Raw genomic sequence first — 23,908 nt, 5'->3', positions numbered from 1 at the left:
GAGTTGGGGTCGTCCTGCCCGTTCACAGCAGGCAGGACGGCCCCGCCCAAGGAGACCACACCCATGAACCTGAAGGAAGCCGCAGCGCGCGAGGCCGCGCTGAAGACGCTCCTCGACGTCGTGGAAGCCGAGTACAAGGCCGCCCGCGCCGAGACCCGCACCGCCCTAGAAGCCGCCGCCGAAACCACCGGCGTCCGCCAGGTCGCCGTCACCCTCCCCGACGGCCCCGACATCGCCACCGTCAGCCTCTCCTCCGGCGAGGCCGCAGCCAAGGTCGTGGACGAGGAGGCGTACACCGCCTGGGTCCGCGACCACTACGCCACCGAGGTCGAGCGCCGCTTCGTCACCACCGTCCGGCCCGCGTTCACCGACCGCCTACTCAAGCAGATGACCGCGGCCGGCGCCGCCGAGTACGCCGACCCGGAGACCGGCGTCATCCACGAGGTGCCCGGCGTACAGATCGCCCCGGCCCGCGCGCGCACCCACTCCGTCCGCTTCAAGAAGGACGGCCGCGAACAGGTCATGCAGGCCTGGCGCGAGGGCCGCCTCGCCGCCGCCGTGCTGCCCGAGCTGACCGCCGGGGGTGCCGAGTGAAGTACCTCGATTCCCGGCGCATCGGCTGGGACACGGAGACCACGTCCAAGGATCCGGCTGAGGCCCGCATCGTCACCGCCGCCCTCGTCGGTCGCGGCGGGGTCAGCCCGGACCGAGTGCAAACGTGGCTCATCAACCCGGGCGTCCCCATCCCGCCCGAGACGACCGCCATCCACGGCGTGGACGACGAACGAGCAATGGCTGAGGGCCAGGATCCGCAGTCCGCGCTCGAAGAGATCGCCGACACGCTCGCCAAGGCCATCGACTACGGCATGCCGATCGTCGCCTACAACACCGCCTACGACTGGTCGGTCCTGCACCACGAACTCGTGCGGCACGGCCTGCGCCCGGTCGCCGACCGGATCCACATGGACGAGCCGTACACCCTGCTCGATCCCCACGTCGTAGACAAACAGGTCGACCGGTACCGCAAGGGCAGCCGCAAACTCCAGACGGTCGCCGAGCACTACGGCGTGCAGCTCACCGACTGGCACACAGCGGACGCCGACGCAGCCGCCGCACTCGGCATCGCCGACGAGCTGTACCGCCGCTACCCGCAGCTCGACGAGATGGGCCCGAAACAGCTGTACGCCGCGCAGAAGGCGTGGCGAGCGGAGCAGCAGGCGGGACTGCAGGAGTACCTGCGCCGCACGAAGCCGACCGCGGTCTGTGACCCGGCCTGGCCCCTCACCATCCCGCAGCCCAGGAAGGAGGGCCAGTGATGTTTGTGACCCTGGCCAAGTACAACGACCTCCGCCGCATCCTCGACGGCGAGTCCCGCCGCCGGCAGGAAGCTGAGGACAAGGTGGACCGGCAGACCGCCGCGATCCTCCGGCTCCAGTCCCTCGTCGAGCACCACCGCGACGAGCACCCCGACAGCCCCGTCCCGGTGCAGCCGGCCACGGGTGACGCCCGGCTGGTGCAGCAGCTGGCCTTGTCGGAGAGGGCCCGGAAGGCGCTGGACGAGCAGATCTTGACCCTGCACTGGACGAACGTCGTCCTGGAGCGGGAGCTGGCCGCGGCGCACGAGCAGCTCGCCGCGCTCCAGACCGCGCCGGGGGTGGCGTCATGACTCCGGAGATCACGATCGGTGCCGCTTCCCTCATGGGTGCGCTCGTCGTCGCGACCGCCGCGGTGCGGTGGGCTGTCCGCCCGGCACCGGTGCGCCGCCGTGAGTACGGCGCCGCCATGGTCCAGCAGTGGACCCACTGCCCGCTGTGCGCCCGGCAGACGACCGCCACCGTCCACGGCACGACGCTCCGCTGCGACGCCGGCCACCTGATCGGGGGCGAGTGGTGAGCCCGCACGACATCGAGCAGCGGCTGATCGGCGTCGCCTGGGCCTACCTCTCCTTCGCCGCGCTGACGATCGCCGTGTTCACCGCGGTCCTCATCAGCCACGGCATCCGCGCCCTCGTCCACCGCCACCGGGCCCGCCGCAACGACTGCGGCCCGGACCGGCTGTTGGAAGAGGTCAACGCCCACCTCGCCGAGGTCATCGGCGCCGACCCGCAACTCGCCGCCGGACTCAACCGACTCCTCAACAACGTCAGCAAGGAGGACCAGTGACCAGCGCGCCGCGCATCCTCGGACTCGACCTGTCCATCACCGCCACCGGCATGTGCCTCCCCGACGGCTCCACCCGCACCATCACCACCCGCGACAAGGGGGACTGGCGACTCGTCGCCATCCAGCACGCCGTCCGCCAGCAGACCGGCGCCCTCGACCTCGCCGTCATCGAAGACCTGCCGACCCATGCCAAGAGCGCGGGCATCACCGGCATGGTCCACGGCGCCGTCCGCACGGTCCTCCTCGACGAGGGCATCCCCTACGTCCTGGTCACCCCGGCCACGCTGAAGGCGTACGCCACAGGTAAGGGCAACGCGGACAAGACCGCGATGGCCATCGCCGCGTTGAAGCGCGCGGGCCGGGAGTTCGGCGACGACAACCAGTGCGACGCCTGGTGGCTCCGCGCCGCGGGCCTGGACTGGTACGGCGGCCCGGAGTTCGAGGTACCGAAGGCGCAGCGCGACCGGCTCGGCAAGGTCGACTGGCCCGCACTCGCCACGGGGGTGGCGGCATGACCTTCACCCTGCCCCCGCGGGTCCCCAACGGCCTCACCCTGCTCGACGTCTGCTGCAAGCAGGGCATGGCCTCCTTCGGTTACTACCTGGCCGGGTTCGACGTGGTCGGTGTGGACCGGGAGCCGCAGCCCCGCTACCCGTTCCCGTTCATCCAGGCCGACCTCCGCGACCTCGACCCCGACTGGATCCGGGAGAACTTCAACGCGTCGGCGTGGTCGCCGCCGTGCTGGGCTCACTCCGACCTCGCGCACCGCACCGGGCTGGAGTACGAGGACTTCATCCCCGATGCCCGCGAGATCGCCGAAGCGACCGGCCTGCCGTTCGTGATCGAGAACGTCGAGGGCGCTCCCCTGAAGAACCCGATCACCCTGTGCGGAACGATGTTCGACGGGCTCCGCGTCAGCCGGCACCGCATCTTCGAGTCGAACCTCGCGCTGTACGCGCCGCGGCCGTGCCCGAAGCGGCACCCGCTGCACTACACCCGCGACAAGCGGAAGGCGCACTACGGGCAGTTGGACGAGTGGACGGCGTTCGTCCAGGTCACCGGTGGCGGTAACTGCTCGAAGGCCGCGGCTGAGGACGCGATGGGTGTGCCGTCCGGGTGGATGACGAAGGACGGCCTGAACCAGGGCGTGCCGCCCGCGTACACCCGCTGGATCGGCCAGCAGCTCGCCGACCACCTGGCCGCGGTGGAGGTGGCCGGATGAGCGTCCGTGCCGACGTCGAGGAACTGCTGCGCGCCGGCTATGGCGACCGCACCATCGCCCGCCGCCTCAACCTCACCCAACCCAGCGTCGCCCGCGCCCGAGCCGCTCTCGGTATCCCGGCCGGGCGTCCCGGCCCCAAGGCCCCGGACAGCCCGGAAGGTGTGTTCTGGCGACGTGCCGAACCCACTGACGACGGTCACCTGCTGTGGCCGGGCTACGACCCGCAGCACGGCGCTCACCTCAGGCACAACTACGCCCGGTACAGCGTGCACCGGATCGCCTTCCGCATCGGCAACCAGCGGGAGCCCGACGGCCGCGTCATGACCGGCTGTGACCGGGTCGGCTGCGTCCACCCGGCGCACGTCGAGGACCAGCGCATGCGTAACCAGTACAACGCGATCTTCGGAGTAGCAGCATGACCCACTACAGCGGCTCGGTCCCCGAGACCAAGCGGAAGATCGACTGGCGGGCCAAGGCCGCCTGCCGTGACGTCGACCCGGACGACATGTTCCCGGAGAACTACGAGCGCGGCATCCAGTACGCCAAGAGCATCTGCGGCGGCTGCCCTGTCCGAACCGCCTGCCTCATCGACGCCATCGACGTCGGCGACAACGACCACGGCATCCGCGGCGGCCTCCGCCCCCAGGAACGCCGGGCCGTCGCCCGCACGGTCGGCGACCAGTACCACGACCCGCAGGCCGTGGAGTCCGCCATCATGCGGGCCCTGTACCCGTCGTCCGGTGAGCGGTCCCTCCGTGAGGTGTGGGAGGGCTACACCAAGGTGCTGCCCGGCGGCCACGTCGGCTGGACCGGCAAGTCGACGTTCCCGTACCGCGGCCACTCCTACGCGCCGAAAAAGGTCGCGTTCATGCTGCACCGCGGCCGGGCCCCCGAGGGCAACGTGCGCAGGACGTGCGCAGTGGTGGAGTGCGTGAACCCGCTCCACCTGGCGGACAGCGAGGAACGCGCTCGCGCCGAACAGTTGGACGCCGCCGCAACGGCCAACGCGGCCTGATGCCTGCCGCCGACGAGCCCGTCTGTGACATCCCTGCCCCGCATGAGGGCCCGGTCCGTCAGTACCCCGCCGGGTGGCTGTGCTCCGCGCACAGCCCCTGGCGGGCCCTCGGACTCCCCGAACCACCACCCGGCCTCACCCCGAGGCCACGCCCGCAGCAGAAGGAGAACCCGTCGTGACGTCGAAGCCCCGCTCCACCGGCCGCAAGATCGCCGGTCATCTGGCCGCCCTCAGCCTGGAGATGCCCCCGGCCGCATGGATAGCGGTCACCGGCACCGTGCCCGCGTGGGCGCGGATCTGGCTCGCCAGCTGGCTGACGATCTGGCTCGTGTCGACCGTCGTCACCGCGGCGGCCCGGCAGGCGGAGACCCAACTGTGACCGCCGCGATACAGCCCGCCCTCGACGGCAGCGTGCCGGCGCCGACCCTCGACTTCCACTCGTGGTGCGACCTGGTGAGGCCGGCCTTCATCGCCGCCGCGCGGTCTGGCCGCAGGTTCACCACCTACGAGGTCGCCGCAGACAACGACCTGCCGGAGCCGCCGAACCCGCGCGCCGACTGGGGCAACTTCGCCCAGTCCCTCGTCCGCGACCGGGTCATCGAGCACGTGGGGTTCGACCGCAGCAGCCGGCCAACGGGGGAGAAGTCCGCGGTCGCCGTGTGGCGCGGCACCCGCGCCGCCCAGGCCGGACGCATCGCCTGACGCACACGGCAGAGCCCCACACCAGCACGGTGCGGGGCCCGCAGAGAAGGGGAGGGAAGGTGCGATCAGAGGATGTCGCCGTCGGCAGGTTCGTCGCTGAGGTGCTTGAGCCGGCGCTCCAGAGCCTGCTTCTTGCGCCAGGCAGCGACGCGCGCGTGGACGTGACGACGGATGTCATCGGCGCGCGAGGTTCCCTCCGCCTCGCACAGCTGCCCGTACGCGGCCCACACCTCGTCATCGATGCGGACCATGCGGCCCGGGGTTCCCTTCGTCGTCATGTCGACAGCGTAGCTGACTTGTCAGTGCCTACACACCCCCTACGGCCTGCCTGTATGTCGAATGTATTGCGGGTGACTATACACCCTGGGGTAGAATCGAAGTCAGGTAAGGCGCTCCAACAGCCGCCCTGAACAGGGGCGTTACTCGGCATGCCCTGACCAGCACTAACGCGAAGAGAGATCCCGTGAGCTTCAAGGTCACCAACTGGGTGTGGGCCCGGTCCGAGTCCCGCAACGGGGCCCGGCTCGTGATGCTCGCCCTGGCCGACCGGGCCGACGACAACGGCTACTGCTGGCCGTCCATCGATGACCTCGCCGAGCGCACGAAGCTCAGCCCCCGCGCAGTGCAGAAGGCCATCGCCACCCTCGCCGACCTCGGTGAGCTGGACGTCGAGAACGGCGGCGGCCGGCACCGGTCGAACCGCTACCGCATCGTCCCGAAACCCCGCACATCTGACGGGGTTACCGACCAGGAACCCCGTCAAAACGACGGGGTATCGACCGAAGAAACCCCGAACTCTGCGACAGAAACCCCGAACTTTGAAGCAGAAACCCCGAACTTTGAGACCGAAAACCCCGTCCAAAGTTCACCCGAACCCTCAGTAGAACCAACAACAGAACCATCAGGGAATCTCCCTACGCGCCGCCGCGCAGAGCCCACCCCCGCCGAGCAGATCTTCGATCAGTGGTGGGAGACCTACGGCCACACCACCGCCCAGGGCAAGCGCACCATCCAGCGCGCCATCGCAGACGCCCTCGGTAACGGCATCGACCCGAACGAGCTGTGCCAGGCCCTCGCCCGCCTCGGTGCCCTCTCCAAGCCCGTGACCGGCGGCACCCTCCAGTTCGCCCTCGCCGAGCTGCGCAAGCCGCAGCCGCAGGCGAACGTCTACCAGCTCCCCACCGGCCAGACCCTCACCGGCACCGACGCGAAGGTCGCCGGCTGGATGGCCATCGCCGAACAACTCCGCCAGGAAGGAGACTCCGCGTGAACGCCGACGAGGCCGCCGCGCTCCTCGCGCACTGCTCCGGGTTCGACAACCGCCAGCCCTCCGTCGCCGCCGCCAAGTCGTGGGCATCCGCCCTGCACGACGTGCCGTTCGACCAGGACGCCCGGGACGCGGTCGCCATCTACTACACGACCCCGCCACAGAACCCGAGCGAGCGGCTGTGGATCCTGCCCCACCACGTCCGCACCCTCCGCACCCGCCTCCGCAACGCCCGCCTGGAGAACTTCCAGTACGAACCCGTCGCCGACGAGACCACCGCCGAGTACCTCGCCCGCTACCGCGGCCAGGTGCAGGCCATCGCCTCCGGCGCCGTCGCCTCCCCGAACGACCGGCCGGCCCTCGAAGGCGGCCCGACGAAGCAGTTCATGCGCGAGCTGGAAGCCCGCGGCTGGGAGGGCCTGCGCGTCGTCCCCGACGACGAGGGCGACGTCAAGGCGGAAGTCATCGACACCGTCCGCCGAGCCGGCCCCCTCGGCATCGTCTGCCCCGCCTGCGGAGCCGCCATAGGCAGACCGTGCAAGACCCCCGGCGGTACCGACAAGCAGCCGCTCGGCAAGCCCCGCACGAAGCCGCACAGCGCCCGCCTGCGGGCCGCGAGCGGCCAGACGGACCAGACCCCCGAGGAACGCGCCGCACACGAGCAGCGGATCCGGGAGATGTCCGCCCGCCACCTCGCCCGCAAGCAGGCCGCCGAGGACGACATCCCCGACGCCGAGATCGTCACCGAGGAGACCGCATGAACCGCCACTGGTACCCGCGCCAGAACACGAAGCGAGGCGGCATCCACCCGCCCCGCACGTCCATCGACCGCATCGGCGACTACTCCTCCGCAATGCGCCGCCAGGAGCAGCGCATCCACGACAAGCAGATCCTCGCCAACTACGTGCAGCTCAAGCCCGGCGTCCTCGTCATCTGGGACCGGCAGCCGCACCGCGTCGTTGAGCTGGCCGAACGTCCGCTGGATCTGTGGGGCGAGAAGCACGAGATGCGGTTCGCCACCGCCCTCGAACGCTGGAAGACCGGCGGGGAGCGTGGCGAACGCCCCGAGAAGGCGACATGGTCCGGACGCCCCTACGTGTTCGTCCTCCAGCCCGACGGCAAGCCCCACGAGAAGCCGCTCCACCTCATCGGCCCTGCCAACCACTCCTGGGACGTCCTGCCCGAGCACTACGCGATCTGCTCCGCCTGCGGCGAACTTCCGCCCTGCCGACACGAGATCGCCGAGCGGGAAGCCGACCAGCAGGCCGCCATCGCCGACGTCCTCATGGACATCCCGGCCGGCCACTGCCTCGCCTGCGGCGAGTACATCACCGTCCGGCAGCAGGCCACCCGCTTCCCCGGCCCGAACCTGTGGCGGCCCGACCTCCCCGAGAACTCCGCCGTCTTCCACGCCCGCCGCGAGTGCTCCACCCCGCGCGAGAAGTACCGCGAGCAGTGGGAAGCCCGCGGCGGCATGAAGCAGCCCGACCTCTTCGCCAACGAGGAGACCACCCGATGACCCGCAAGCCCGGCGCCCCCATGTCCAACACCCTCCGCGCCCTCATCCACAGCACCGCCACCCACCCCGCACGCACGGTCACCTGCCCCCACTGCCACGCCCCAGCCGGTAAACCCTGCACCCTCCGCACCAACGGCCGGCTGCTGCCCGAACCCCACCCCCGCCGCGTCTCCGCCTGGGCCCAAGCCACCGCCGTCTGCCCCGAATGCCAGACCGCACCCGGCGCCCCCTGCCACGACAACGGCCGCCCCCTCCGCTACGTCCACGACCGCCGCACCACCGAAGCGAAAGAGACCGCAGCATGAGCCCCGCCCGCGTCCAGCGCCGCCGCACCAAGGGATGGCGCGCCCCCGCCGGAGCCCGCTACGTCGGCCGCGGCACCCGCTGGGGAAACCCCTGGGTCGTCGCCCAGACCCGCACGGGCTGGGCCGTCAACTGGGCCGGCGAGGGAACGCCTCGCCCCGAATGGACCGCGAGCACCGACAGCCAGCACGCCGCCCACCTGATGGCCGTCGGTCTCTATCGCGAGTACGCCGAGCGAACCATCGGCTTCGCTGTCCGCGCCCGCGTCGAACTCAAGGGCCGCGACCTCATGTGCTGGTGCCCGCCCAACCTCCCCTGCCACGTCGACGTCCTCCTCGAACTCGCCAACCAGGAGAACCCGTGAGCCCCCAGCCCCGTATCCCGCCCGCCGCCATCGCCGAAATCGCCGCCGCCCTAGAGGACTACCACCGCACCATCCCCGCCTACCGGCAAACCCCCCGCGGCGCCGCCGAATTCACCGCCCACTACCTCACCGCCAGCGGCTGGGGAATCCACGTCCCCCGCGACATACAGCCCCGACCCCGCGCCCGCGCCACCTGCCCCCACTGCACCGCGAAGCCCCTCATCACCCGAGCCGGCCGCATCCGACGCCACGGACCCCACGGCCACCCCTGCCCCGGCAGCGGAACACCCGCCGCCTGACCCCGCCCCCCACCACCCACCACACCACGGAGACACCGATGACCAGCATGAACCGCCGCCAGATGAACGAGACCGCCGACCAGCTCGACAAGCAGGCCGCCCGCTACGACGAAGCCGCCCGCGACGCCGCGCAGTTCGCCTGCAACGCCACCGATCAGCTCCAGCGCGACCAGGCCGCCGCCATGGCCCGCCAGCACCGTGAGAACGCCACTGACGCCCGCGCCAACGCCGAAGCGCTCCGCAGCGGCGAGACGCCCTACGGCTGGCAGTAACCCCGACCACCCGACCACCCGACCACCCGGCAGCGAGGAGACCCCCCCATGAACCAGACCACCGACCCGATCCGCGACCTGCACGAGGCCGCCCTTGAAGGCGTCGTCCGCCTGTCCATCCGCTGCGGCAAGGCCCGCGACCCGCGCGAGACGTGGGCCTATGCCGAGGGCGCGTCGATGTCGTGGGCGTTCTACCGGGCCATGGAGCGGCTCGCCGAGATGGACCCGAACGGCACCGCCTCGTTCGCCGCCGAGCTGATCGGCGAACTGGAGGGCGCCACTTACGGCGACCTCATGTGCGACGTCGCCAACGGACTCGGATTCGACACCGAGAAGTGGATCAACCACGAGCACGAGCAGCCCACCGCCTGAGCCTGCCTGCCTGCCGCACCCAACCACCGAAAGGACCCGAACCGTGACCGACCAGCAGCTCGACCTCGACGCCATCCAGGCCCGCGCCGCCCACCTCTACGAGCACGCCACCACCACCGTCCCCGACGTGCAGGACGACTTCGATCAGTTGGCCGGGACCGACGTGCCCGCGCTCATCGAGACCATCCGCCGCCTCCGCGCCGAACTGGCCGGTGCCCAGAAGCAGGCCATCGACTGGGCCGCCGACCAGGTAGACGCCAAGCTCACCACCGAGCCCGACCACAACCGAGCCTCCGCCCTGTACGAGCTTCTGCTCCACCTCCGCGGCGAACTGCCCTGCACCTGCGCCCGCACCGGCGGCCTGCACGCGAAGGACTGCCGGAAGTACGTGCCCGGCCACGAGCTGATCAGCCGCCACAACCAGCTCGCCCGATACCGAGCCGAGCGCCCCGCCGTCCTGCCGTCGTCCGGCGCCTGACCAGCACACCAACACACCAACACACCGACACGGAGTGCAGAAGCATGGCTGTCATCCCCTGCGCAGACTGCGGAAGGCTCCGCCCGCACGCCGCCCACGGACAATGCATCGCCTGCTACCAACGGCGTCGCCGACAAGGCCGCCCACAGGAACCCCGTCGCACAGCAACCTGCACAAGTTGCAACGGCGACCGCCCGCTGGCAGCCAACGGCTGGTGCCACACCTGCTACCAGCGGTGGGTGCGCCACGGCCGGCCCGTCGACGGCCCCCCGGCACCGAAGCAACCACAGGGCTGCGGCACGGACGCCGGCTACCAGCGGCACGTCAAGAACGGCGAGCCGATCGATGACCGCTGCCGGGACGCCCACAACGCCGATCAGAGAGAGCGGCGCGCAGGGCAGCAGCTGAAGCCCACGCCTCGCGCCCAGTGGACAGAGGAGCAGGCGCGAGCGGCACGCACCGTCGCCGTGGCCACCGCAGACAGTCCGGCGGATCGGAGCCTCCTGCTGGAAGTCCTGGGGCTTGCACCCGCCCTGAACCCGGCCGCCACCGGCCAACGCGCCGCGTGAGCCGGCCCCGCACGACGACGGTCCCCAACCCACCCATCAGAAGGAACCCCATGACCACTGACGACGCCCACGTCCAGCACACCTGGCAGCTCCGCCACCCCGACGGCGACGAGATCAGCATCGACCTGTGGACCGACGACTACACGGTCCGCGTCGACGGCGGCCCCGACGACGGCGACCAGCGGGAGGGCGGTCGGGCAGACGTCGACCACCTGCTGGCGAAGTACCAGGCGAACGGGCACCGGCTGGTCCGCGACTACCCGGTCAACGACCCCGCCGTGGCCGAGGAACCGTTGGAGGACGACGAACGGGAGCCGGACGGCCGGCCCGAGCACTGCCCGGAGTGCGGCAGCCCCGTCGAGTACGAGGCCCGCTACAGCGACGACTTCCGCGAAGGTGCGGCGTGGCTGTGCACCGGCTGCAAGTGGGGCCAGTGGCTCACCGCATGACCACCCGCACGACGACGGCCGGCGCTGTTGATGCCAGCGCCGGCCGCCTGCCCCGACCTTCTCACACCCCTGGAGCCCCGATGAACCAGCCCGACCGCACGGCCGCCATCTACGACGCCCTCGCCGGACTGCAAGGCGGACCGCACCACCTGCCACCCGGCACCCGGCAGGCCATCGCCGAGCACTTGGCACAGACGCTGCCCGCCGTGCCCGCGGTGCAGTCGCCCGCCGGCCGCACCACCGAGACCGCCCGCGAGCATCTGCTGCACGCCCTGGACTTCGCCTACTGCCAGGGCATCGGCTACAGCACGCCCGAGGAACTGCTCGCCGCCTTTGAGGCGACCCTCGCCAAGCAGACCGCCCCCAAAGCCGACGCAAAGGCCGCCGACCGGGCCGCCCTGCGCGACCGCATCGCCGCCGTGGCCACGCCGTTCTTCGCGAACTTCTCCGACGAGGAGGCCGCCAAGGACAACGCCGGGGAACTCGCCGTCGCGGTCCTGGCCGTGCTGCCCGAGCCCGCCGACCGGGCCGCCTTGGAGCGGGCCGCCGACATCGCCGAGGACGTAGCCCTGCGCCTGCGCAGCGAGTGCCTGCTCGACCAGATGAACGGCGCCTACGAGGTGATGGCCGAGCTGCGTCGGCTGGCTGGCGAGCAGCCCACGCCCGAGCGGCCCGCCGACATTCAGGTCTGGCCCCTCCAACGCGTCCTCACCGAAGTCCGCTGCGGCTCCGAGGACTGGTCATGGGAGGAGGAGTGGGCCGACCTCGACCGGCGCCACGCCGACACCGGCTACCTGGCCAAGCTGGAGCAGCAGATCCGCGAGAACGGCGTCACCATGCCGGTGCTGATCGGATCGGACGGACGTCTGTGGGACGGGCATCACCGGCTGCGGATCGCGGTCCGACTCGGCATCGGCTACGTGCCGGTGGAGATCACGTCCCCGGCTGGCGAGCAGCCCACGAACAGCGAGGCGGCGTCGGTCGCGGTCACCGCCTACAGCGATGGCAAGGGCCGCACCTACTGCCTCGGCTGCGCCCCGAAGATCGGCGCGGACGTGCCGCTCACCGCCGACGACGTCGACCACTGGGAGCTGTGCCCGAGCTGCGGACGGCATGTGGTCGACGTGACCCGCCCCGCCTGACCGTCTGCCTGCCGGGGGTCGTGCCCGTCCACGACCCCACGGTGGGCCCTCAGCGCCCGCCTCCCGGCCTCACAGCACGCGCGGGCAGTCCCGGAGGGTCCAACCCCTCACGCAGCCCCACAGGCCCCGCCACGCCAATCCAGCACCGAGGAGAACCCGTGATCCGCGAAGACCGCTTCCTCATCAGCCGCAAGCCCTACGCCATCGACCTCACCAGCCTGCGCGGCCACCGCAGCCCCACCCCGCAAGGCCGCAACCCGTACTACTTCGACGGCCGCATCAACGCCGTCTGGTTCCGCCGCCGCAAAGGCGTGACCGTCGCCTGCGTCGGCACCCTGTGGGACCTCCAGCACCCCGAGCCCACCGACGCCCGTCAGTTCCTGGAGCAGCACGACGACGGCCGCTACGGCGGCGACTGCGAGGGCCGGTGGGACGGCGAACGCTACTGGGGCGCGCAGGAGCCCGAGATCATCGGGGCTCACCTCTCGCTCCTGCGGCCGATGCTCGCCAACTACCCGGCCATCCCGCCCGGCTACGACGGCTGGTGGACCTTCCAGCCCGCCCGCTGACGCCCAGCCGTAGCCCGCACCCCGCCCACCACCAGGAGCAGCACATGACCGAGACCCACCCGATCAAGACGTTCCCCAGCATCCAAGGCCGCTGCCCTGCGTGCCGAGGCGACAGCCTGTTCATCGGCTCCGGCGGCTACGTCACCTGCTCACGCATCGACTGCCCCGACCCGTGCGCAGCAGACGACTTGCTGCACCGCCCCGAGGACTACGACGCCTCCTGGCAGCAGCAGAACGACGGCACCTGGGCCCTCCCCATCCGCGACGGTGGCGGCGTACTCACCGTGCCGGCCCGCACCACCATGGGCGAACGCGCCCGACTCGCCTCCGCGTGGAAGGCGGTCAGCACACCCGACCCCGCGCCGGCAGCGACCCAACCGACCGACGGCACCGTGTGCACGGCGTACCAGCCCCCTACAACCGCCGAGATGACCGGCCTCTGCGCCCGCTGCGGCATGTACGACTACCGGCACACCACGCAGCAAGCCAGAGCCGACGCGGTGGGCGTCGACCCGATAGACCCGATCGACCAGTACCGACGCCTGAAGATCGAACTGGAGCACTGGCAGACCGTCATCGTCCCCGAACTCCGCGCACAGCGAGACCGCGCCACCACCGCGCTCGGCGAGACGCTTGCCGTGTTCAGCCCCGTCAGCAGCCACAACGGCGTCCGCATCGGCTGGACCGCCGCGCACCCTATCCACCCCGACGACTACGACCGCTGGACCGCCGCCCTCCCGAAGGGACGCCCCGATGCCTGAACTCCACGGCTGGGCCGGAGCCCCGTGGGCGTGCGTGTGCGGGCGCTCCCACGCCCCATGGTGGCGGACCACCCCACCACCGACCTGCCCGCACGGCTGGCCCGCACAGCCCACACCGGAACCGAGCCCGGTCACCTTCCAGACCCTCGTCCAATGGCTCGACGCGGTCGCTGCGCAAGGAGACGTTCATGCCTGAGCCCGAGCTGACCGCCCGGAAGCTGATCCAGTGGGTGCCGGCCTGCGAGACCGGCCGGCACACCCACCACCCGGGCGAAACCTGCGACGAGTACGAGGAGTTCGCCGCCCACGTCCGCGCCTGGTTCGAGCAGTCGTTCGCAGCCCTGTACGCGGCAGCCGAACGGAGACTGGTCACCGGCGACGGCACTGGCGAACCGCGCGGCGTCCTCGCCTGGGAGCCCACCGAACCCACGCCGGTCGAGCGCGCCCTTGCCATCCTCGGCCCCGAGCTGCGCTGCTGCCCGCTGTACAACGCAGGCCCGCCCGCACTCCGCGTCCACAACTGGAAGGCACGCCCGTGAACGCCCGCATCACGATCACTGAACGCACCGGCAAAGACCTCATCGACCGGCTCTCGGGATGGCACTGGTTCTGGATGGTCGTCGTCCCCGGACACGGCGCGCGTAGCGGCATGGCCCGTACCCGCGGCAAGGCCAAACAGCGTGCGGAGCTGGCCGCGAGAGAGCTACTGGCTCAATCCGAGGAGAGCGTCGAGCGGTACACCTACGAGCCCGGCCCGGCTTGACGCCTGTGGCATCCTGAGCGTGGGACGTCCGTCTGCCCGTGGGAAACCCGGGCCCCCGAGTACCAGTCGGAGTGACAGCCGGACGACCACCCTCTTCCGCCCGCCCCGATTCTCGCGGGGCGGGCGGTCGCATGCTCAGTGCACCCACACCAGCGGCCCGCCACCCCGCCACTCGATCCAGTCCGCGCGCACCACGTCCGTATCGTCCACGCCCTCCAGGCCAGCCCGGCGCAGGAACTCGACCACATCGCCGAGGTCGAACGCCCGGCCAGCGATCTCGCCGTCGATGCGGACACGCCGGCCACCCTGCTCGTCAGGCGGGTACACGATCACCACAGGCATGACGCCACCCTGCCGCACGCCACTGACAACGGCACGCCAGGCGCAGCCGGACGAGCGTCGCTTGACACTGGTGTGATCCTGGATCTGCGGGTAGCTCAACGGGTACAGAGCAACCGGGCTCATCCCCGGAACGGACGCCGGTTCAACCCCGGCCCCGCCCCACAGAGGTCCCGGAAGGTGCTGTCGCTCTCCCGCAGCGTGGTGCACCCGGCAGTAACCACGGGATGCGGTATCCGCAAGGACCGTGACGGCGCCCAGTCCTAGGCAACTGGGCGCCGATCAGACTGCTTGACACTGGTGTGATCCTGGGAGTGCTGCCGGGCGGACCAGCTGCTCGCGCCTGGTGGCGTGCTCTCAGCCTGGGAAGGCTCGGGGCGGAGGACACCAGAGAGCCCCCCGAGTTCAGGTCTCGGGGGGCTCTCGTCTGTTCGGGGGCGCGGCTACGGTCGCCACTCGGCGCGGTAGTCCGGGTGATCGACGTAAGGCAGCGCGAGCAGGCGCAGGGTCAGGCAGGGATAGTCCTGGTCGACTTCCTCGTTGTCGCAGGTGGAGCACACCCAGCCGTTGAGTGCGTGCGCGGCGAGGATCTGCCGCTTCGCTTCGACCTCGCGCAGGACACGCGCCGGATCATGACGAGCGATGTGCGCCCGGTCCTCGTCTCGCTCCACCGTGGCGACGTAGCCGAGCGTGCCCCACTTCCACTTGTTGTCGCGGCGCGCCTGCACGCTGACGTGAATCATGGGCGGGATCTCGATGGCCCACGGCGCGCTCGCGCACGCTTTCGCTGCTGCTTCGTCCTCTTCCAGTCGAGCCCGCAGGAACTCCACCAGCTCATCCATCCGACGCCTCCGGCTCGTCGGCCATGCGGCGCAGCTCGTTCGCGGCGGCGTTGACGTCGTGCATGTGGTCGTCCGTCAGGTCACGCAGCGTCTCGGACTGGTCCAGCTTGTCGGCAGCGTCGAGCAGGACGGCTCGCCGGTAGGCGTCGATCTTCTCGCTCGCGCGCTCGGAGATGTCCGGCGAGTGCTCCTTGCCCTGCATGACGAAGGCGTACAGCTCCTTGCGGGCGTCCATGGGCTCTCCTTGCTGCTTGGGCGGGAAGGTCCGCTTCTTGCGTGGCTGCTTGGGGTTCGCCTTGAAGAACGCGGCCACCTCGTCCTCACGGAACCGTGGCCGCGTACTGCCCTCGCCCTCGACAGGGGAAGGGAAGATGCCGGTCCGCCGATAGGTGTGGATCGTCTGACGGCTGACCCCGTGCTCGGCCGCGATCTCGGTGGTCGTCATCAAGCGCGGGCTCCCCTCGTGTTCGGGGTTCTTGGGCACGGCAACATCCTCCCTGATCTGCTTGACGTTGTAAAGCAGATCGTGCACTGTGGAACAGCACCAACAAGTCGGCCCCGGTCGGTGTGTGAGAGCCCGACCGGGGCCAGTCACCCCGCCTGCCTACCAGGAGGAATGACCGTCATGCAGGGTACCCACGCGCAACCCCAACCGCCCACCCCCCGCACCGCGCCCCTCCCGCCCGCCGCACAGCAAGCCCTGGCCCGCCTGGAGCGCGCGCTCGCACCCCGCCCGGCGGTGACCCGATGATCGGGGCCAGCGACATCCGTCGCGTCTCCGAGATGGAACGCCGCGCCCGCCAGCAGGCCGAGGCCGAAGCGTGGCCCGAGGGTGTCATCGCCCGCTACCTCACCGTCGGCGGCGCGACCGTCGACCTCCGCACCCACACCTTCCGCACCCGCTACACCCAACAGGGACGCCCCTACATCGGCGACGAGGGCCGCGAAGTCGACGGCTTCACCTGGGCCTGCCACGGCTGCGACGCCACCAGCTCCACCGACGGCCGCAACTACATCCGCTTCGACTACGGCCGCTACCTGCCCACCGAGCGCGGTGAAGCCCGAGAAGACGCCCAGGCCCACGCCGAGCGCTGCCGCGCCCTGCCCCGCCCGGAGGTGTCGTGATGGGATCCGCAGACCGCTGGCCCGACCTCACCGGCAAATCCTGGGCGACCAAGACCACGCCCGAGATGACCGACGACGAGGTCAACGACGCCCGCGCCACCTTCGAAGCCGTCGGCCGCAACGACTACGAAGGCGAGTGGCTCCGCCGCCACGGCCTCCCCGAGAACTACGGCGACCCGGAGGCCGCGCGATGACCGAGCAGCAGCCCGAGCCGGACCGCACCCCCCGCGCCAACACGATCCTCGCCGAACCCGCCACCGTCGCCGCCTGCGCCCGCGACTACGCCGCAGCGGCCGACGTCCGCCAAACCCTCGCCGCACAGGAAGCGAGGCAGCACTGATGCGCTGGCTCAGCAGGCATGCTGCCGCCCCGCAGCCCCAACCGACACCGGCCCCCGACGACCCCGCGGACGAGATCGCCCGTCGTGAAGCGGACGCCCTCCGCAAGACCGCCGACGCCCTCGGCGAGATCCACCCCGACGACCAGAAGTACTGGTAACCCCCACAGACCGCCGGGCTGGCGGCACCCAACCCCCTCGTCCCGCCAGCCCGGCATCCCACTCCGAGAGAGGAACCCTGATGGGCCTGTTCAAGAAGACCCCCGAAGAGAAGACCGCGATCGCCGAACTCCGCGCCGCCGACGCCGCGCTCCACGCCAACCAGCGCAAGGAGGAGAAGGCCGGCATCCGCCACGAGACCCCCGAGTACCAGCGCCTCAACAAGGCCGCGAACCAGGCCGCCGCCAAGGTCTCCCGCTGGCACGGCGGCACGAAGCGAGGCCGCTGATGCCCACCAACCCCGACACCGGCAGCCAGATCGAGCACGAGGACGACGGCGACTACACCGTCACCTTCTCCATGAGCCTCCCGCCCCAGCAGCCCACCACCGACGAGGAGAAGTAACCGCCATGGCCTGGAAGAAGACCGCCGCCGAGAAGCTCGACAACACCGCCGCCGCCCTCCACAAGGTCGGCGGGAAGGCCGGGGACGCCGTCGCCAACGCGGTCATCGCCCCCGTCCGCCGGCAGATCGACACCAGCTGCACCCGCTGCGCCAAGGGCAAGTGCAAGACCCACTGACCGGCCGGTAGTCCTCGGCCCACGTCCCCGCCCCGGGACGCGGGCCCTGGAGATCCGACCAGCCACCCCACCCCGACCAACCCGGGAGACCCCCGATGCCGAAGCTGCCCCGCTGCGCCTGGCTCCTCATCGGCGCCCTCACCCTCCTCCTCCACCACACCATCGGCACCGCCGCCACCATCGCGTTCCTGTTCGCCGTACTCGGCTGGGCGCTCACCACGCCAGCCGTCCTCGTCGCCGTCGCCAGCGTCGCCGCCTGGCACCTCCTCAACGCCCACACCCCCCGCGCCCGCCGCCGTACCGCCCGCGCCCACCCCTGACCGGAGACAACCGATGCCCAGCCTGTTCCGCCGCGCCCCGACCCAGACCATCACCGAGAACGTCAACGGCGTCACCGTCGACTACGAAATCCCCGACACCACCCCGACCCCGCCGCGGCTCCCGTTCAACCTCGACGCCACCCTCCGCCGCCTCCTCTTCGCGTTCGCCATCTGCATGACCGCAGGCGCGATCGTGTGGGGCACCGTCGCCATCGGCGGCATGCTCGGCCTCCTCGCCCCCGCCTGGGCGGCGTACCTCGTCGCCGGAGTGTTCGACGCCGGATGGGCCGCGTGCCTGATCGCCGAGTGGCTGCTCCGCTACGACAGCAAGCGCGCCGCCGTACCACAGAAGGTCGGCGTCGCCATGCTCGCCGTCTCCATGGCGGCGATCGTCCTCGACGGCCACCGCAACAACGCGCTCCTCGTCGGCATCGTCGGCGCCCTCGTCTCCGCCGCCGCCAAGGGCGTGTGGGCGATCGGCATGCACACCATCCGGATCAAGCTCGAACCGAAGTACGAGGCGTACCTGCGGGCCCGGCAGCAGCAGGCCGGCACCGAGCAGGCGTTGGCTCTCGGCGAGCGGGACCGGATGCTCACCGAGGAACGGACCGTCGCCCTGCGCCTCGCCCTCGAAGCGCGCCGGCCCGCGCCCGAACCGACCGTGGACCAGATCACGCAGCCCACCCAGTCCACCCCGGTCCAGGGCGCTGACCAGCCGGTGAACCAGGTGGACCCGGCGCCCGAGCCGGTCATGGTTCAGGCCGCGGGCCGGGCCACGGACCGGCCGGTCCAGCCCGAGGACCAGGTGACCGAACTCTTCCGCCGCCTCAAGCTCGGCGAGCACATCACGAAGAAGGGCGCTGCGGAGATCCTCGGCGTCCCCGAGTCCACCGCCTACCGCCGGCTCACCGCCGCGCAGAGCCTCCTCCGCCAGTACAACTGACCGCCAGCCGTCCGGCCCCCGCCCCGCGCGGGGGCCGCCGTCTCTCCGGAGCCCCAGCCGTGAAGCTCAGCCGCGCCGCTGCCGCCACCCTCCCCATGCCCAAGCCGGCCGACATCGCCGCCGCAGTCGCCCTGCCCAGCCTCGTCTCCGGCGCCGCGCTCATCGCCGACATGCAGTACGGCAGCCACGCCGCCACCGTCGAGCTGATCACCGCCCTCGCCACCGGCAAGCTCAGCTTCGTCTCCTTCGCGAAGAGTTGGAGCCCGGCCCTGTCCTGGGGCGCCGGCGCTGTGTCAGCGGCTTTCACGCAGGCCACCATCACCGGCGCGGTCGGCGGCGGCCCCGCGGTCTACGCCTGGCTCGTCTCCATCGGCCTCGCCGGCGCCGCACGCGCCGTGTACCGGCACCACACCCGGCACGACCACATCAAGCTGGAGCACGAGGCGGTGAAGCTCCAGACCGGACTGGTCCGTCTCCAGATGGCTCAGCATCAGTTGGTTCGGCGGACCACGCCCGAACCAGTTCAGTCCGGGCCGGACCTGACCGGGCGGACCGTGGAAGAGACCAGGCTGCGGACCGTGATCCACGAACTGTTCCAGGCCGAGCTGCCGGGCTGCACCGTGGAACGGACCCGGACCGGGTGGACCGCGGTCCTGGACCTGCCCGTGAGCCTGGACCGGACCCGGCTGCGGGCCGCCTGGGACAAGGTGGCGTCCGGGATGGGCGTGGCCGGCGAGTTCATGCTGGAAGACGGCGCGCTCACGAACCAGCTCGTCGCGAAGTTCATCGACGGCGACCCCCTGTCCGCGGTCGTCCCGTACCAGCGGACCAGCGGAGCGCGGTTCACCGACCCGGTCCTCCTCGGCGTGGACCGGTTCTTGAACCCGGTCTGGCTCGACATGGCCTACAACCACACCCTGGTCGCCGGGTCCAGCAAGTTCGGGAAGTCCACGCTGGTTCGGTCCATCGCGGTCCAGCTCGCGGACCGCCCGGACACCGTGCTGTACGGCATGGACCTCAAGCCCGGCGCACCCGAACTCACCCCGATGGCGCCGATCCTCCAGGACGTCGCCACCACCCCCGAGCAGGCGCACGCTCTGCTGGACTGGCTGAAGGAGGAACTGGCCGAGCGGGGTGAGATCCTCGCCCGCGCGGGTGACCAGGAGTGGGACCCGCAGAAGCACGGCCGGCCCGCGATCTGGGTCATCGAGGACGAACTCGCCGAGCTGGTCCGGCAAGGCGACGACGGCCCCTGGAAGAAGACGCCGGCGTCGAAGAAGCAGGAGTCGCTGCTCGCGCTGATGCGGTTCGCTGGCATGCACTTCCTGTCCGCGACCCAGCAGCCTTCCCGGAAGGTGTTCGGTGGGACGACGGACGCCCGCGGGAACTACGCGAACCGCCTGTCCACGCGCATGAACGACGCGGACCACCGACGGTTCATCTTCGGGAACACCCCAGGCTGGGAGCCCGGCAAGCTGGACCAGCCCGGCAAGTTCTTGTTGCAGTCGCCGGTCCACCAGGTGCCAGCCCCGTACAAGGGCATGTGGCTGACGGGCGATGAGTTCCGTGCGGAGGTGGCCCGGATCGGGGCGACGACGGTGCGCGCGCCGGTGGGGAAGCGGCTGATCCTGCCCGTCGCGGGGGAGACGAACCAGCACAAGGTGCGCGCCGCGCTGGCCAAGTACGGCAACGCCACACGGCGCGAGCTGGAGCAGGCGACCGGGCTAGATGAGCGGCAGGTGCTGAAGGCGATAGAAGGCCTCAAGCCGGAGGTCGAGCGCACGGACGCCGGCACGTGGCGGCTGGTCCCGGGGGAGGTGTGGGAGGCGCAGGCCGTATCCGTCGCCTGACCGCAAACCCACAGGTCACCGTCTGCCCCGACGGGTCCCGTACCCCGTCCCCTGAGCGCCGCGGATACGGGTGTCGGGGGACCGGCCGGGGGTGGCTGCGGGACCCGGCAGGGGACCCCATCGGCCGCCTGCGGAGGGCCGTTTGACAGCCCTGCGACACTGAATCTGTCCGTGACGTCGAGCACCACGGATGCCCCTGTGAGACCCCGCCGTGCACCCCCGTCGCGGCGGGGTCTACTGCTGCCCGGGGTCCGGCTCGACGTCGGCGGGCGGGGTGGGGACGGCGCGGGCGAGCCAGCCGTTGCCGAGGACGTCGGTGGGCAGCGTGGCCGGGCGGGCGCCGAGCCGTTCGCACAGCTCGGTGAGCGCGCGCATGCATTCGTCGCGGGTGTCGGCCTGGACTCCGTACCTGATCGCCATGGGTCTGAGTGTGCCGTTACCGGAAGCGGGCGGCTACCGGTTCCCTCGAACGAGGGTCACAGATCAGTGACGACGTCTTCACGCCACCTGCACAGGGGCGCATCATGCGGCGCAGCACACACCACCTCGGGGGGACCCTCATGCGCCGCCAAAAACTCGTCATCACCATCGCCGCGCTCGTCATCGCAGCCGGCGCCGCCGTCGCCGTCTGGATGATGGTCCGACCGTCATACGACGACATGGTGAAGGACTGCCAGAAGTCGCTCACCTCGTCGGCGACGAAGACGCACAGACCCGAGGCGTGCAAGGGGCTGAAGCAGGACGACTACGACACGCTGCTGATGGCGTGGACGTTGAAGCACGCGTTGAAGGAGATGCCGCAGGACGATCAGGACATGCTGGACTACTACGACGACGGGTCGGTGAACGGCAGCCTCACCGACGGGGAGTAGCCCGGGCGTACAGCGGCCCCGCCCGGACTCCGGTGCGGGGCCTTCGTCCTGCGCGCCGCCCCCAGAGCCGCCACCCGGTTGACGCGCATCGTTACCATCAAACCACGCCAACCAGTAACACCCCCACGAGGAGGGGACACCGTGGCCAACGGCAACCCCGCCCACAACCCCCACCAAGACGACCGCGACGGCAAAGGCCAGTACATCCGCACCATCAACAACGCCCGACGCGACGCCCACGCCGCCGAACTCCGCGCCGAAGGCTGGACCTACCAGCAGATCGCCGACGAACTCGGCATCGACAAAAGCAACGCGATCCTCGCCGTCCGCCGCGCCGTCCGCGACGCCTGCGCAGGCCCCGGACAAGACCTCATCAACCTCGAAGTCCACCGCCTCGAAGCGATGTACGACCAGGTGATCGACATCCTGAGCAAGGATCGCCCGGTCGTCTCGCACGGCCACATCGTCTACGGCGACGACGGCCAGCCCCTCGTGGACGACGAACTCAAGCTGAAGGCGATCGACAGGGCGCTCCGCACCCGCGAGTCCTTCCGCAAGCTGTTGGGCCTCGACGCCCCATCCCGCGTCAGCATCGAAGCCGAACAACTCGGCCGCGAGATCAGCCGACTCCTCGACGCAGCCACGACCCCCGAGGACGCCGGTGACGACACCGACGCGTGAAGAGGTCCACCAGCAGATCCAACAACTGGTGCGCGCCGGCGACACCAAGGCGCTCAAGCAGATCCGGGATCAGCTTCAGTCGAAGGTGGACCGCCGCAACCTCAAGCAGCGCACCCGCCTGTACGCGCACAACCCGACCGGCTGGGTCGAGGAACGCCTCGGCCAGGTCGTCTGGTCGAAGCAGCGAGAGATCATGCTCAGCGTGCGGGACAACCGCCGTACCGCCGTCCGCTCCTGCCACGGCGTCGGCAAATCCCACACCGCATCCCTCGTCGCGTCCTGGTGGCTCGACACCCACCCACCCGGCGAAGCGTTCGTCGTCACCTCAGCGCCCACCTTCGCCCAGGTCCGCGCCATCCTCTGGCGGTACATCCGCCGCGTCCACCGCCGCGGACAACTCGCCGGCCGTGTCAACCAGACCGAGTGGCACATGGAGGACGAACTCGTCGCGTTCGGCCGGAAGCCCGCCGACCACGACGAGAGCGCGTTCCAGGGCATCCACGCCCGCTACGTCCTCGTCATCCTCGACGAGGCGTGCGGCATCCCCGGGCAGCTGTGGGTGGCCGCTGACGCGCTGACCACGAACACGGACTGCCGCATCTTGGCGATCGGCAACCCCGACAACCCGGCGAGCCATTTTCGGAAGGTCTGCCAGCCCGGCAGCGGCTGGCACGTCATCGGCATCAGCGCCTTCGAGTCCCCGAACCTCACCGGCGAACACGTCCCGGACGACGTCGCGCAGGCCCTCGTCTCCCGCGGCTGGGTCGAGGAGAAGGCCACCGAGTGGGGCGAGGACAACCCGCTCTACAAGTCCAAGGTGCTCGGCGAGTTCAGCGAGGACGCCCCCAACAAGGTCGTCCGCGCAAGCGACATCGCGAAGTGCCGCATCGACCCCGAGACCAAGCCGACCGCCGCCGACCTCGAGCCGGTGGAACTCGGCGTGGACGTCGGTGGCGGCGGCGACGAGACCGTCATCCGGGAACGCCGCGGCCGGTGCGCGGGCCGGGAGTGGCGGGCGCACACGGACCGCCCGGAGAAGATCGCCCCTCTCGTGTTGCGGGCGATCGAGGAGTCCGGCGCGGAGGCGGTGAAGGTCGACTCCATCGGTGTCGGCTTCGGTGTGATCGGCGAACTCCGCAACCTCGCATCGCAGGGCAAGCACAGCGCGCGGATCGTCGGCGTGAACGTCGGCGAGAAGTCGCAGCAGCCGGACAAGTTCAAGAACCTGCGCGCTGAGATCTGGTGGGAGTTGGCGCGTGGTCTGTCGGAGCGGCAGGGCTGGGACCTGTCCGTGATGGAGAACGCCGACACCACGGTGGCGCAGTTGCTGGAGCCGCTGTGGGAGGTCGACGCGCAGGGTCGGATCTTTGTCGAGCCGAAGGACGAGATCCGGAAGCGGCTGGGGCGTAGCCCCGACAACGCAGACGCGCTCTTGTTGGCGTTCTACAACGGGGCCCGGACGAGAGTGAGGTGGCTGTGACCAGCCGATACGAGCAACTTCGCAGGTGGGTGCAGGCGTGGCGGAAGTTGGCGCCGATTCTGCTTGACACGGCTGGGATCATCCTATTGTCGGGTTCCGCCATTCTGTGGTGGGGCCTGGCAGCAGGCATGGCGGCAGCAGGCGTCGGATG

At 70.7% G+C, this 23,908-nt stretch carries 43 protein-coding genes and 1 tRNA gene; 39 read left to right on the top strand and 5 right to left on the bottom strand.

Annotated features, from left to right (window positions below; all coding sequences use genetic code 11):
* The first annotated feature begins 63 nt into the window (after positions 1-63).
* The 11 genes from ABZV94_RS05365 to ABZV94_RS05315 all read left to right on the top strand — a co-directional run bounded on the left by ABZV94_RS05365 (position 64) and on the right by ABZV94_RS05315 (position 5,101).
* Positions 64-594 carry a hypothetical protein gene (locus ABZV94_RS05365; RefSeq protein ID WP_356337398.1) on the top strand — a complete coding sequence of 177 codons (531 nt, stop codon included), beginning with the start codon at positions 64-66 and terminating at the stop codon, positions 592-594.
* Positions 591-1,316, top strand: coding sequence for an exonuclease domain-containing protein (locus ABZV94_RS05360; RefSeq protein ID WP_356337396.1), 726 nt, complete (start codon positions 591-593; stop codon positions 1,314-1,316). The genes ABZV94_RS05365 and ABZV94_RS05360 overlap by 4 nt, the downstream gene beginning before the upstream one ends.
* Positions 1,316-1,666, top strand: coding sequence for a hypothetical protein (locus ABZV94_RS05355; protein ID WP_356337394.1), 351 nt, complete (start codon positions 1,316-1,318; stop codon positions 1,664-1,666). Before ABZV94_RS05360 ends, ABZV94_RS05355 begins: the two co-directional genes overlap by 1 nt.
* Positions 1,663-1,893, top strand: a complete 231-nt coding sequence (locus tag ABZV94_RS05350; protein ID WP_356337392.1) for a hypothetical protein — start codon at positions 1,663-1,665, stop codon at positions 1,891-1,893. Before ABZV94_RS05355 ends, ABZV94_RS05350 begins: the two co-directional genes overlap by 4 nt.
* Entirely contained in the window at positions 1,890-2,162 is a 273-nt protein-coding gene (locus ABZV94_RS05345; RefSeq protein WP_356337390.1) for a hypothetical protein, read from the top strand. Before ABZV94_RS05350 ends, ABZV94_RS05345 begins: the two co-directional genes overlap by 4 nt.
* Positions 2,159-2,677 (top strand): Holliday junction endonuclease, encoded by a 519-nt coding sequence (locus tag ABZV94_RS05340; RefSeq protein WP_356337388.1) that lies wholly within the window; start codon positions 2,159-2,161, stop codon positions 2,675-2,677. Before ABZV94_RS05345 ends, ABZV94_RS05340 begins: the two co-directional genes overlap by 4 nt.
* Complete coding sequence (locus tag ABZV94_RS05335; protein WP_356337386.1) at positions 2,674-3,384, top strand: SAM-dependent methyltransferase; 711 nt, start codon at positions 2,674-2,676, stop codon at positions 3,382-3,384. Before ABZV94_RS05340 ends, ABZV94_RS05335 begins: the two co-directional genes overlap by 4 nt.
* Entirely contained in the window at positions 3,381-3,803 is a 423-nt protein-coding gene (locus ABZV94_RS05330; protein ID WP_356337384.1) for a hypothetical protein, read from the top strand. The genes ABZV94_RS05335 and ABZV94_RS05330 overlap by 4 nt, the downstream gene beginning before the upstream one ends.
* Positions 3,800-4,399: a WhiB family transcriptional regulator gene (locus ABZV94_RS05325; protein WP_356337382.1), complete on the top strand. Its 600-nt coding sequence runs from the start codon at positions 3,800-3,802 to the stop codon at positions 4,397-4,399. The genes ABZV94_RS05330 and ABZV94_RS05325 overlap by 4 nt, the downstream gene beginning before the upstream one ends.
* A 175-nt stretch (positions 4,400-4,574) precedes the next feature.
* Positions 4,575-4,778, top strand: coding sequence for a hypothetical protein (locus tag ABZV94_RS05320; RefSeq protein ID WP_356337380.1), 204 nt, complete (start codon positions 4,575-4,577; stop codon positions 4,776-4,778).
* Positions 4,775-5,101: a hypothetical protein gene (locus tag ABZV94_RS05315; RefSeq protein WP_356337378.1), complete on the top strand. Its 327-nt coding sequence runs from the start codon at positions 4,775-4,777 to the stop codon at positions 5,099-5,101. Before ABZV94_RS05320 ends, ABZV94_RS05315 begins: the two co-directional genes overlap by 4 nt.
* A gap of 65 nt (positions 5,102-5,166) precedes the next feature.
* Here the strand turns inward: ABZV94_RS05315 and ABZV94_RS05310 are convergent, their stop codons facing one another.
* Entirely contained in the window at positions 5,167-5,379 is a 213-nt protein-coding gene (locus tag ABZV94_RS05310; RefSeq protein WP_356337376.1) for a hypothetical protein, read from the bottom strand.
* A 185-nt stretch (positions 5,380-5,564) separates the two neighbouring features.
* Between ABZV94_RS05310 and ABZV94_RS05305 the strand changes: the two genes are divergently transcribed.
* The 15 genes from ABZV94_RS05305 to ABZV94_RS05235 all read left to right on the top strand — a co-directional run bounded on the left by ABZV94_RS05305 (position 5,565) and on the right by ABZV94_RS05235 (position 14,228).
* Complete coding sequence (locus ABZV94_RS05305) at positions 5,565-6,371, top strand: helix-turn-helix domain-containing protein (RefSeq protein ID WP_356337373.1); 807 nt, start codon at positions 5,565-5,567, stop codon at positions 6,369-6,371.
* Positions 6,368-7,129: a hypothetical protein gene (locus ABZV94_RS05300; protein ID WP_356337371.1), complete on the top strand. Its 762-nt coding sequence runs from the start codon at positions 6,368-6,370 to the stop codon at positions 7,127-7,129. The genes ABZV94_RS05305 and ABZV94_RS05300 overlap by 4 nt, the downstream gene beginning before the upstream one ends.
* On the top strand, positions 7,126-7,887 hold the full coding sequence (locus ABZV94_RS05295; RefSeq protein ID WP_356337369.1) for a hypothetical protein: 762 nt from the start codon (positions 7,126-7,128) through the stop codon (positions 7,885-7,887). The genes ABZV94_RS05300 and ABZV94_RS05295 overlap by 4 nt, the downstream gene beginning before the upstream one ends.
* Positions 7,884-8,192, top strand: coding sequence for a hypothetical protein (locus ABZV94_RS05290; RefSeq protein WP_356337367.1), 309 nt, complete (start codon positions 7,884-7,886; stop codon positions 8,190-8,192). The genes ABZV94_RS05295 and ABZV94_RS05290 overlap by 4 nt, the downstream gene beginning before the upstream one ends.
* On the top strand, positions 8,189-8,554 hold the full coding sequence (locus ABZV94_RS05285; protein ID WP_356337365.1) for a DUF4326 domain-containing protein: 366 nt from the start codon (positions 8,189-8,191) through the stop codon (positions 8,552-8,554). Before ABZV94_RS05290 ends, ABZV94_RS05285 begins: the two co-directional genes overlap by 4 nt.
* On the top strand, positions 8,551-8,853 hold the full coding sequence (locus ABZV94_RS05280; protein WP_356337364.1) for a hypothetical protein: 303 nt from the start codon (positions 8,551-8,553) through the stop codon (positions 8,851-8,853). The genes ABZV94_RS05285 and ABZV94_RS05280 overlap by 4 nt, the downstream gene beginning before the upstream one ends.
* 38 nt (positions 8,854-8,891) lie before the next feature.
* A complete protein-coding gene (locus ABZV94_RS05275; RefSeq protein ID WP_356337363.1) occupies positions 8,892-9,125 on the top strand; it encodes a hypothetical protein in 234 nt (77 codons plus the stop codon).
* Between the two features lie 48 nt (positions 9,126-9,173).
* Complete coding sequence (locus ABZV94_RS05270; protein ID WP_356337361.1) at positions 9,174-9,497, top strand: hypothetical protein; 324 nt, start codon at positions 9,174-9,176, stop codon at positions 9,495-9,497.
* A 43-nt stretch (positions 9,498-9,540) separates the two neighbouring features.
* Positions 9,541-9,975: a hypothetical protein gene (locus tag ABZV94_RS05265; protein ID WP_356337359.1), complete on the top strand. Its 435-nt coding sequence runs from the start codon at positions 9,541-9,543 to the stop codon at positions 9,973-9,975.
* Between the two features lie 619 nt (positions 9,976-10,594).
* A complete protein-coding gene (locus ABZV94_RS05260) occupies positions 10,595-10,993 on the top strand; it encodes a hypothetical protein (protein ID WP_356337357.1) in 399 nt (132 codons plus the stop codon).
* Between the two features lie 80 nt (positions 10,994-11,073).
* Positions 11,074-12,135, top strand: coding sequence for a ParB N-terminal domain-containing protein (locus tag ABZV94_RS05255; protein WP_356337355.1), 1,062 nt, complete (start codon positions 11,074-11,076; stop codon positions 12,133-12,135).
* 158 nt (positions 12,136-12,293) lie between these two features.
* On the top strand, positions 12,294-12,704 hold the full coding sequence (locus tag ABZV94_RS05250; protein ID WP_356337353.1) for a hypothetical protein: 411 nt from the start codon (positions 12,294-12,296) through the stop codon (positions 12,702-12,704).
* Positions 12,705-12,748: 44 nt separating this feature from the next.
* Positions 12,749-13,465 (top strand): DUF6085 family protein, encoded by a 717-nt coding sequence (locus ABZV94_RS05245; RefSeq protein WP_356337351.1) that lies wholly within the window; start codon positions 12,749-12,751, stop codon positions 13,463-13,465.
* Positions 13,466-13,653: 188 nt separating this feature from the next.
* A complete protein-coding gene (locus ABZV94_RS05240; protein WP_356337348.1) occupies positions 13,654-14,004 on the top strand; it encodes a hypothetical protein in 351 nt (116 codons plus the stop codon).
* Positions 14,001-14,228 (top strand): hypothetical protein, encoded by a 228-nt coding sequence (locus ABZV94_RS05235; RefSeq protein ID WP_356337346.1) that lies wholly within the window; start codon positions 14,001-14,003, stop codon positions 14,226-14,228. Before ABZV94_RS05240 ends, ABZV94_RS05235 begins: the two co-directional genes overlap by 4 nt.
* 135 nt (positions 14,229-14,363) lie before the next feature.
* Here the strand turns inward: ABZV94_RS05235 and ABZV94_RS05230 are convergent, their stop codons facing one another.
* Positions 14,364-14,570, bottom strand: a complete 207-nt coding sequence (locus ABZV94_RS05230; protein ID WP_356337344.1) for a hypothetical protein — start codon at positions 14,568-14,570, stop codon at positions 14,364-14,366.
* Positions 14,571-14,656: 86 nt separating this feature from the next.
* Between ABZV94_RS05230 and ABZV94_RS05225 the strand changes: the two genes are divergently transcribed.
* Positions 14,657-14,732: transfer RNA gene (locus ABZV94_RS05225), tRNA-OTHER, on the top strand.
* A gap of 278 nt (positions 14,733-15,010) precedes the next feature.
* On the opposite strand, the gene ABZV94_RS05220 is transcribed toward ABZV94_RS05225, so the two are convergent.
* Both ABZV94_RS05220 and ABZV94_RS05215 read right to left on the bottom strand, forming a co-directional pair.
* Positions 15,011-15,409: a DUF6221 family protein gene (locus tag ABZV94_RS05220; RefSeq protein WP_356337342.1), complete on the bottom strand. Its 399-nt coding sequence runs from the start codon at positions 15,407-15,409 to the stop codon at positions 15,011-15,013.
* Positions 15,402-15,854 (bottom strand): helix-turn-helix domain-containing protein, encoded by a 453-nt coding sequence (locus ABZV94_RS05215; protein ID WP_356337340.1) that lies wholly within the window; start codon positions 15,852-15,854, stop codon positions 15,402-15,404. The genes ABZV94_RS05220 and ABZV94_RS05215 overlap by 8 nt, the downstream gene beginning before the upstream one ends.
* Positions 15,855-16,156: 302 nt before the next feature.
* Between ABZV94_RS05215 and ABZV94_RS05210 the strand changes: the two genes are divergently transcribed.
* The 9 genes from ABZV94_RS05210 to ABZV94_RS05170 all read left to right on the top strand — a co-directional run bounded on the left by ABZV94_RS05210 (position 16,157) and on the right by ABZV94_RS05170 (position 20,724).
* A complete protein-coding gene (locus ABZV94_RS05210) occupies positions 16,157-16,534 on the top strand; it encodes a hypothetical protein (protein ID WP_356337338.1) in 378 nt (125 codons plus the stop codon).
* On the top strand, positions 16,534-16,728 hold the full coding sequence (locus ABZV94_RS05205; RefSeq protein WP_356337335.1) for a hypothetical protein: 195 nt from the start codon (positions 16,534-16,536) through the stop codon (positions 16,726-16,728). Before ABZV94_RS05210 ends, ABZV94_RS05205 begins: the two co-directional genes overlap by 1 nt.
* The gene (locus ABZV94_RS05200) at positions 16,725-16,874 is read left to right on the top strand and encodes a hypothetical protein (RefSeq protein ID WP_356337333.1); all 150 of its coding nucleotides are present in this window, start codon (positions 16,725-16,727) and stop codon (positions 16,872-16,874) included. Before ABZV94_RS05205 ends, ABZV94_RS05200 begins: the two co-directional genes overlap by 4 nt.
* Complete coding sequence (locus ABZV94_RS05195; RefSeq protein WP_356337331.1) at positions 16,874-17,032, top strand: hypothetical protein; 159 nt, start codon at positions 16,874-16,876, stop codon at positions 17,030-17,032. The genes ABZV94_RS05200 and ABZV94_RS05195 overlap by 1 nt, the downstream gene beginning before the upstream one ends.
* A gap of 80 nt (positions 17,033-17,112) precedes the next feature.
* A complete protein-coding gene (locus tag ABZV94_RS05190; protein ID WP_356337329.1) occupies positions 17,113-17,319 on the top strand; it encodes a hypothetical protein in 207 nt (68 codons plus the stop codon).
* A 121-nt stretch (positions 17,320-17,440) separates the two neighbouring features.
* A complete protein-coding gene (locus ABZV94_RS05185) occupies positions 17,441-17,611 on the top strand; it encodes a hypothetical protein (RefSeq protein WP_356337327.1) in 171 nt (56 codons plus the stop codon).
* 95 nt (positions 17,612-17,706) lie between these two features.
* A complete protein-coding gene (locus ABZV94_RS05180) occupies positions 17,707-17,931 on the top strand; it encodes a hypothetical protein (RefSeq protein WP_356337324.1) in 225 nt (74 codons plus the stop codon).
* Between the two features lie 13 nt (positions 17,932-17,944).
* The gene (locus tag ABZV94_RS05175) at positions 17,945-18,874 is read left to right on the top strand and encodes a hypothetical protein (protein ID WP_356337322.1); all 930 of its coding nucleotides are present in this window, start codon (positions 17,945-17,947) and stop codon (positions 18,872-18,874) included.
* Between the two features lie 59 nt (positions 18,875-18,933).
* Positions 18,934-20,724 (top strand): FtsK/SpoIIIE domain-containing protein, encoded by a 1,791-nt coding sequence (locus ABZV94_RS05170; RefSeq protein WP_356337320.1) that lies wholly within the window; start codon positions 18,934-18,936, stop codon positions 20,722-20,724.
* A 234-nt stretch (positions 20,725-20,958) separates the two neighbouring features.
* On the opposite strand, the gene ABZV94_RS05165 is transcribed toward ABZV94_RS05170, so the two are convergent.
* Positions 20,959-21,144, bottom strand: a complete 186-nt coding sequence (locus tag ABZV94_RS05165) for a hypothetical protein (RefSeq protein WP_356337319.1) — start codon at positions 21,142-21,144, stop codon at positions 20,959-20,961.
* Between the two features lie 104 nt (positions 21,145-21,248).
* Here ABZV94_RS05165 and ABZV94_RS05160 point away from each other — a divergent pair, with 104 nt between their 5' ends.
* From ABZV94_RS05160 to ABZV94_RS05150, 3 genes are all read left to right on the top strand, one after another.
* Positions 21,249-21,596 (top strand): hypothetical protein, encoded by a 348-nt coding sequence (locus ABZV94_RS05160; RefSeq protein WP_356337316.1) that lies wholly within the window; start codon positions 21,249-21,251, stop codon positions 21,594-21,596.
* 141 nt (positions 21,597-21,737) lie between these two features.
* A complete protein-coding gene (locus tag ABZV94_RS05155; protein WP_356337314.1) occupies positions 21,738-22,277 on the top strand; it encodes a helix-turn-helix domain-containing protein in 540 nt (179 codons plus the stop codon).
* Positions 22,258-23,757 carry a hypothetical protein gene (locus tag ABZV94_RS05150; protein ID WP_356337312.1) on the top strand — a complete coding sequence of 500 codons (1,500 nt, stop codon included), beginning with the start codon at positions 22,258-22,260 and terminating at the stop codon, positions 23,755-23,757. The genes ABZV94_RS05155 and ABZV94_RS05150 overlap by 20 nt, the downstream gene beginning before the upstream one ends.
* Positions 23,758-23,908: the final 151 nt, after the last annotated feature.

This window comes from Streptomyces sp. NPDC004658 (genome assembly GCF_040609555.1).
In the GTDB taxonomy this organism is placed as follows: Bacteria; Actinomycetota; Actinomycetes; order Streptomycetales; family Streptomycetaceae; genus Streptomyces.
This window is presented reverse-complemented; position numbering and strand designations above follow the sequence as displayed.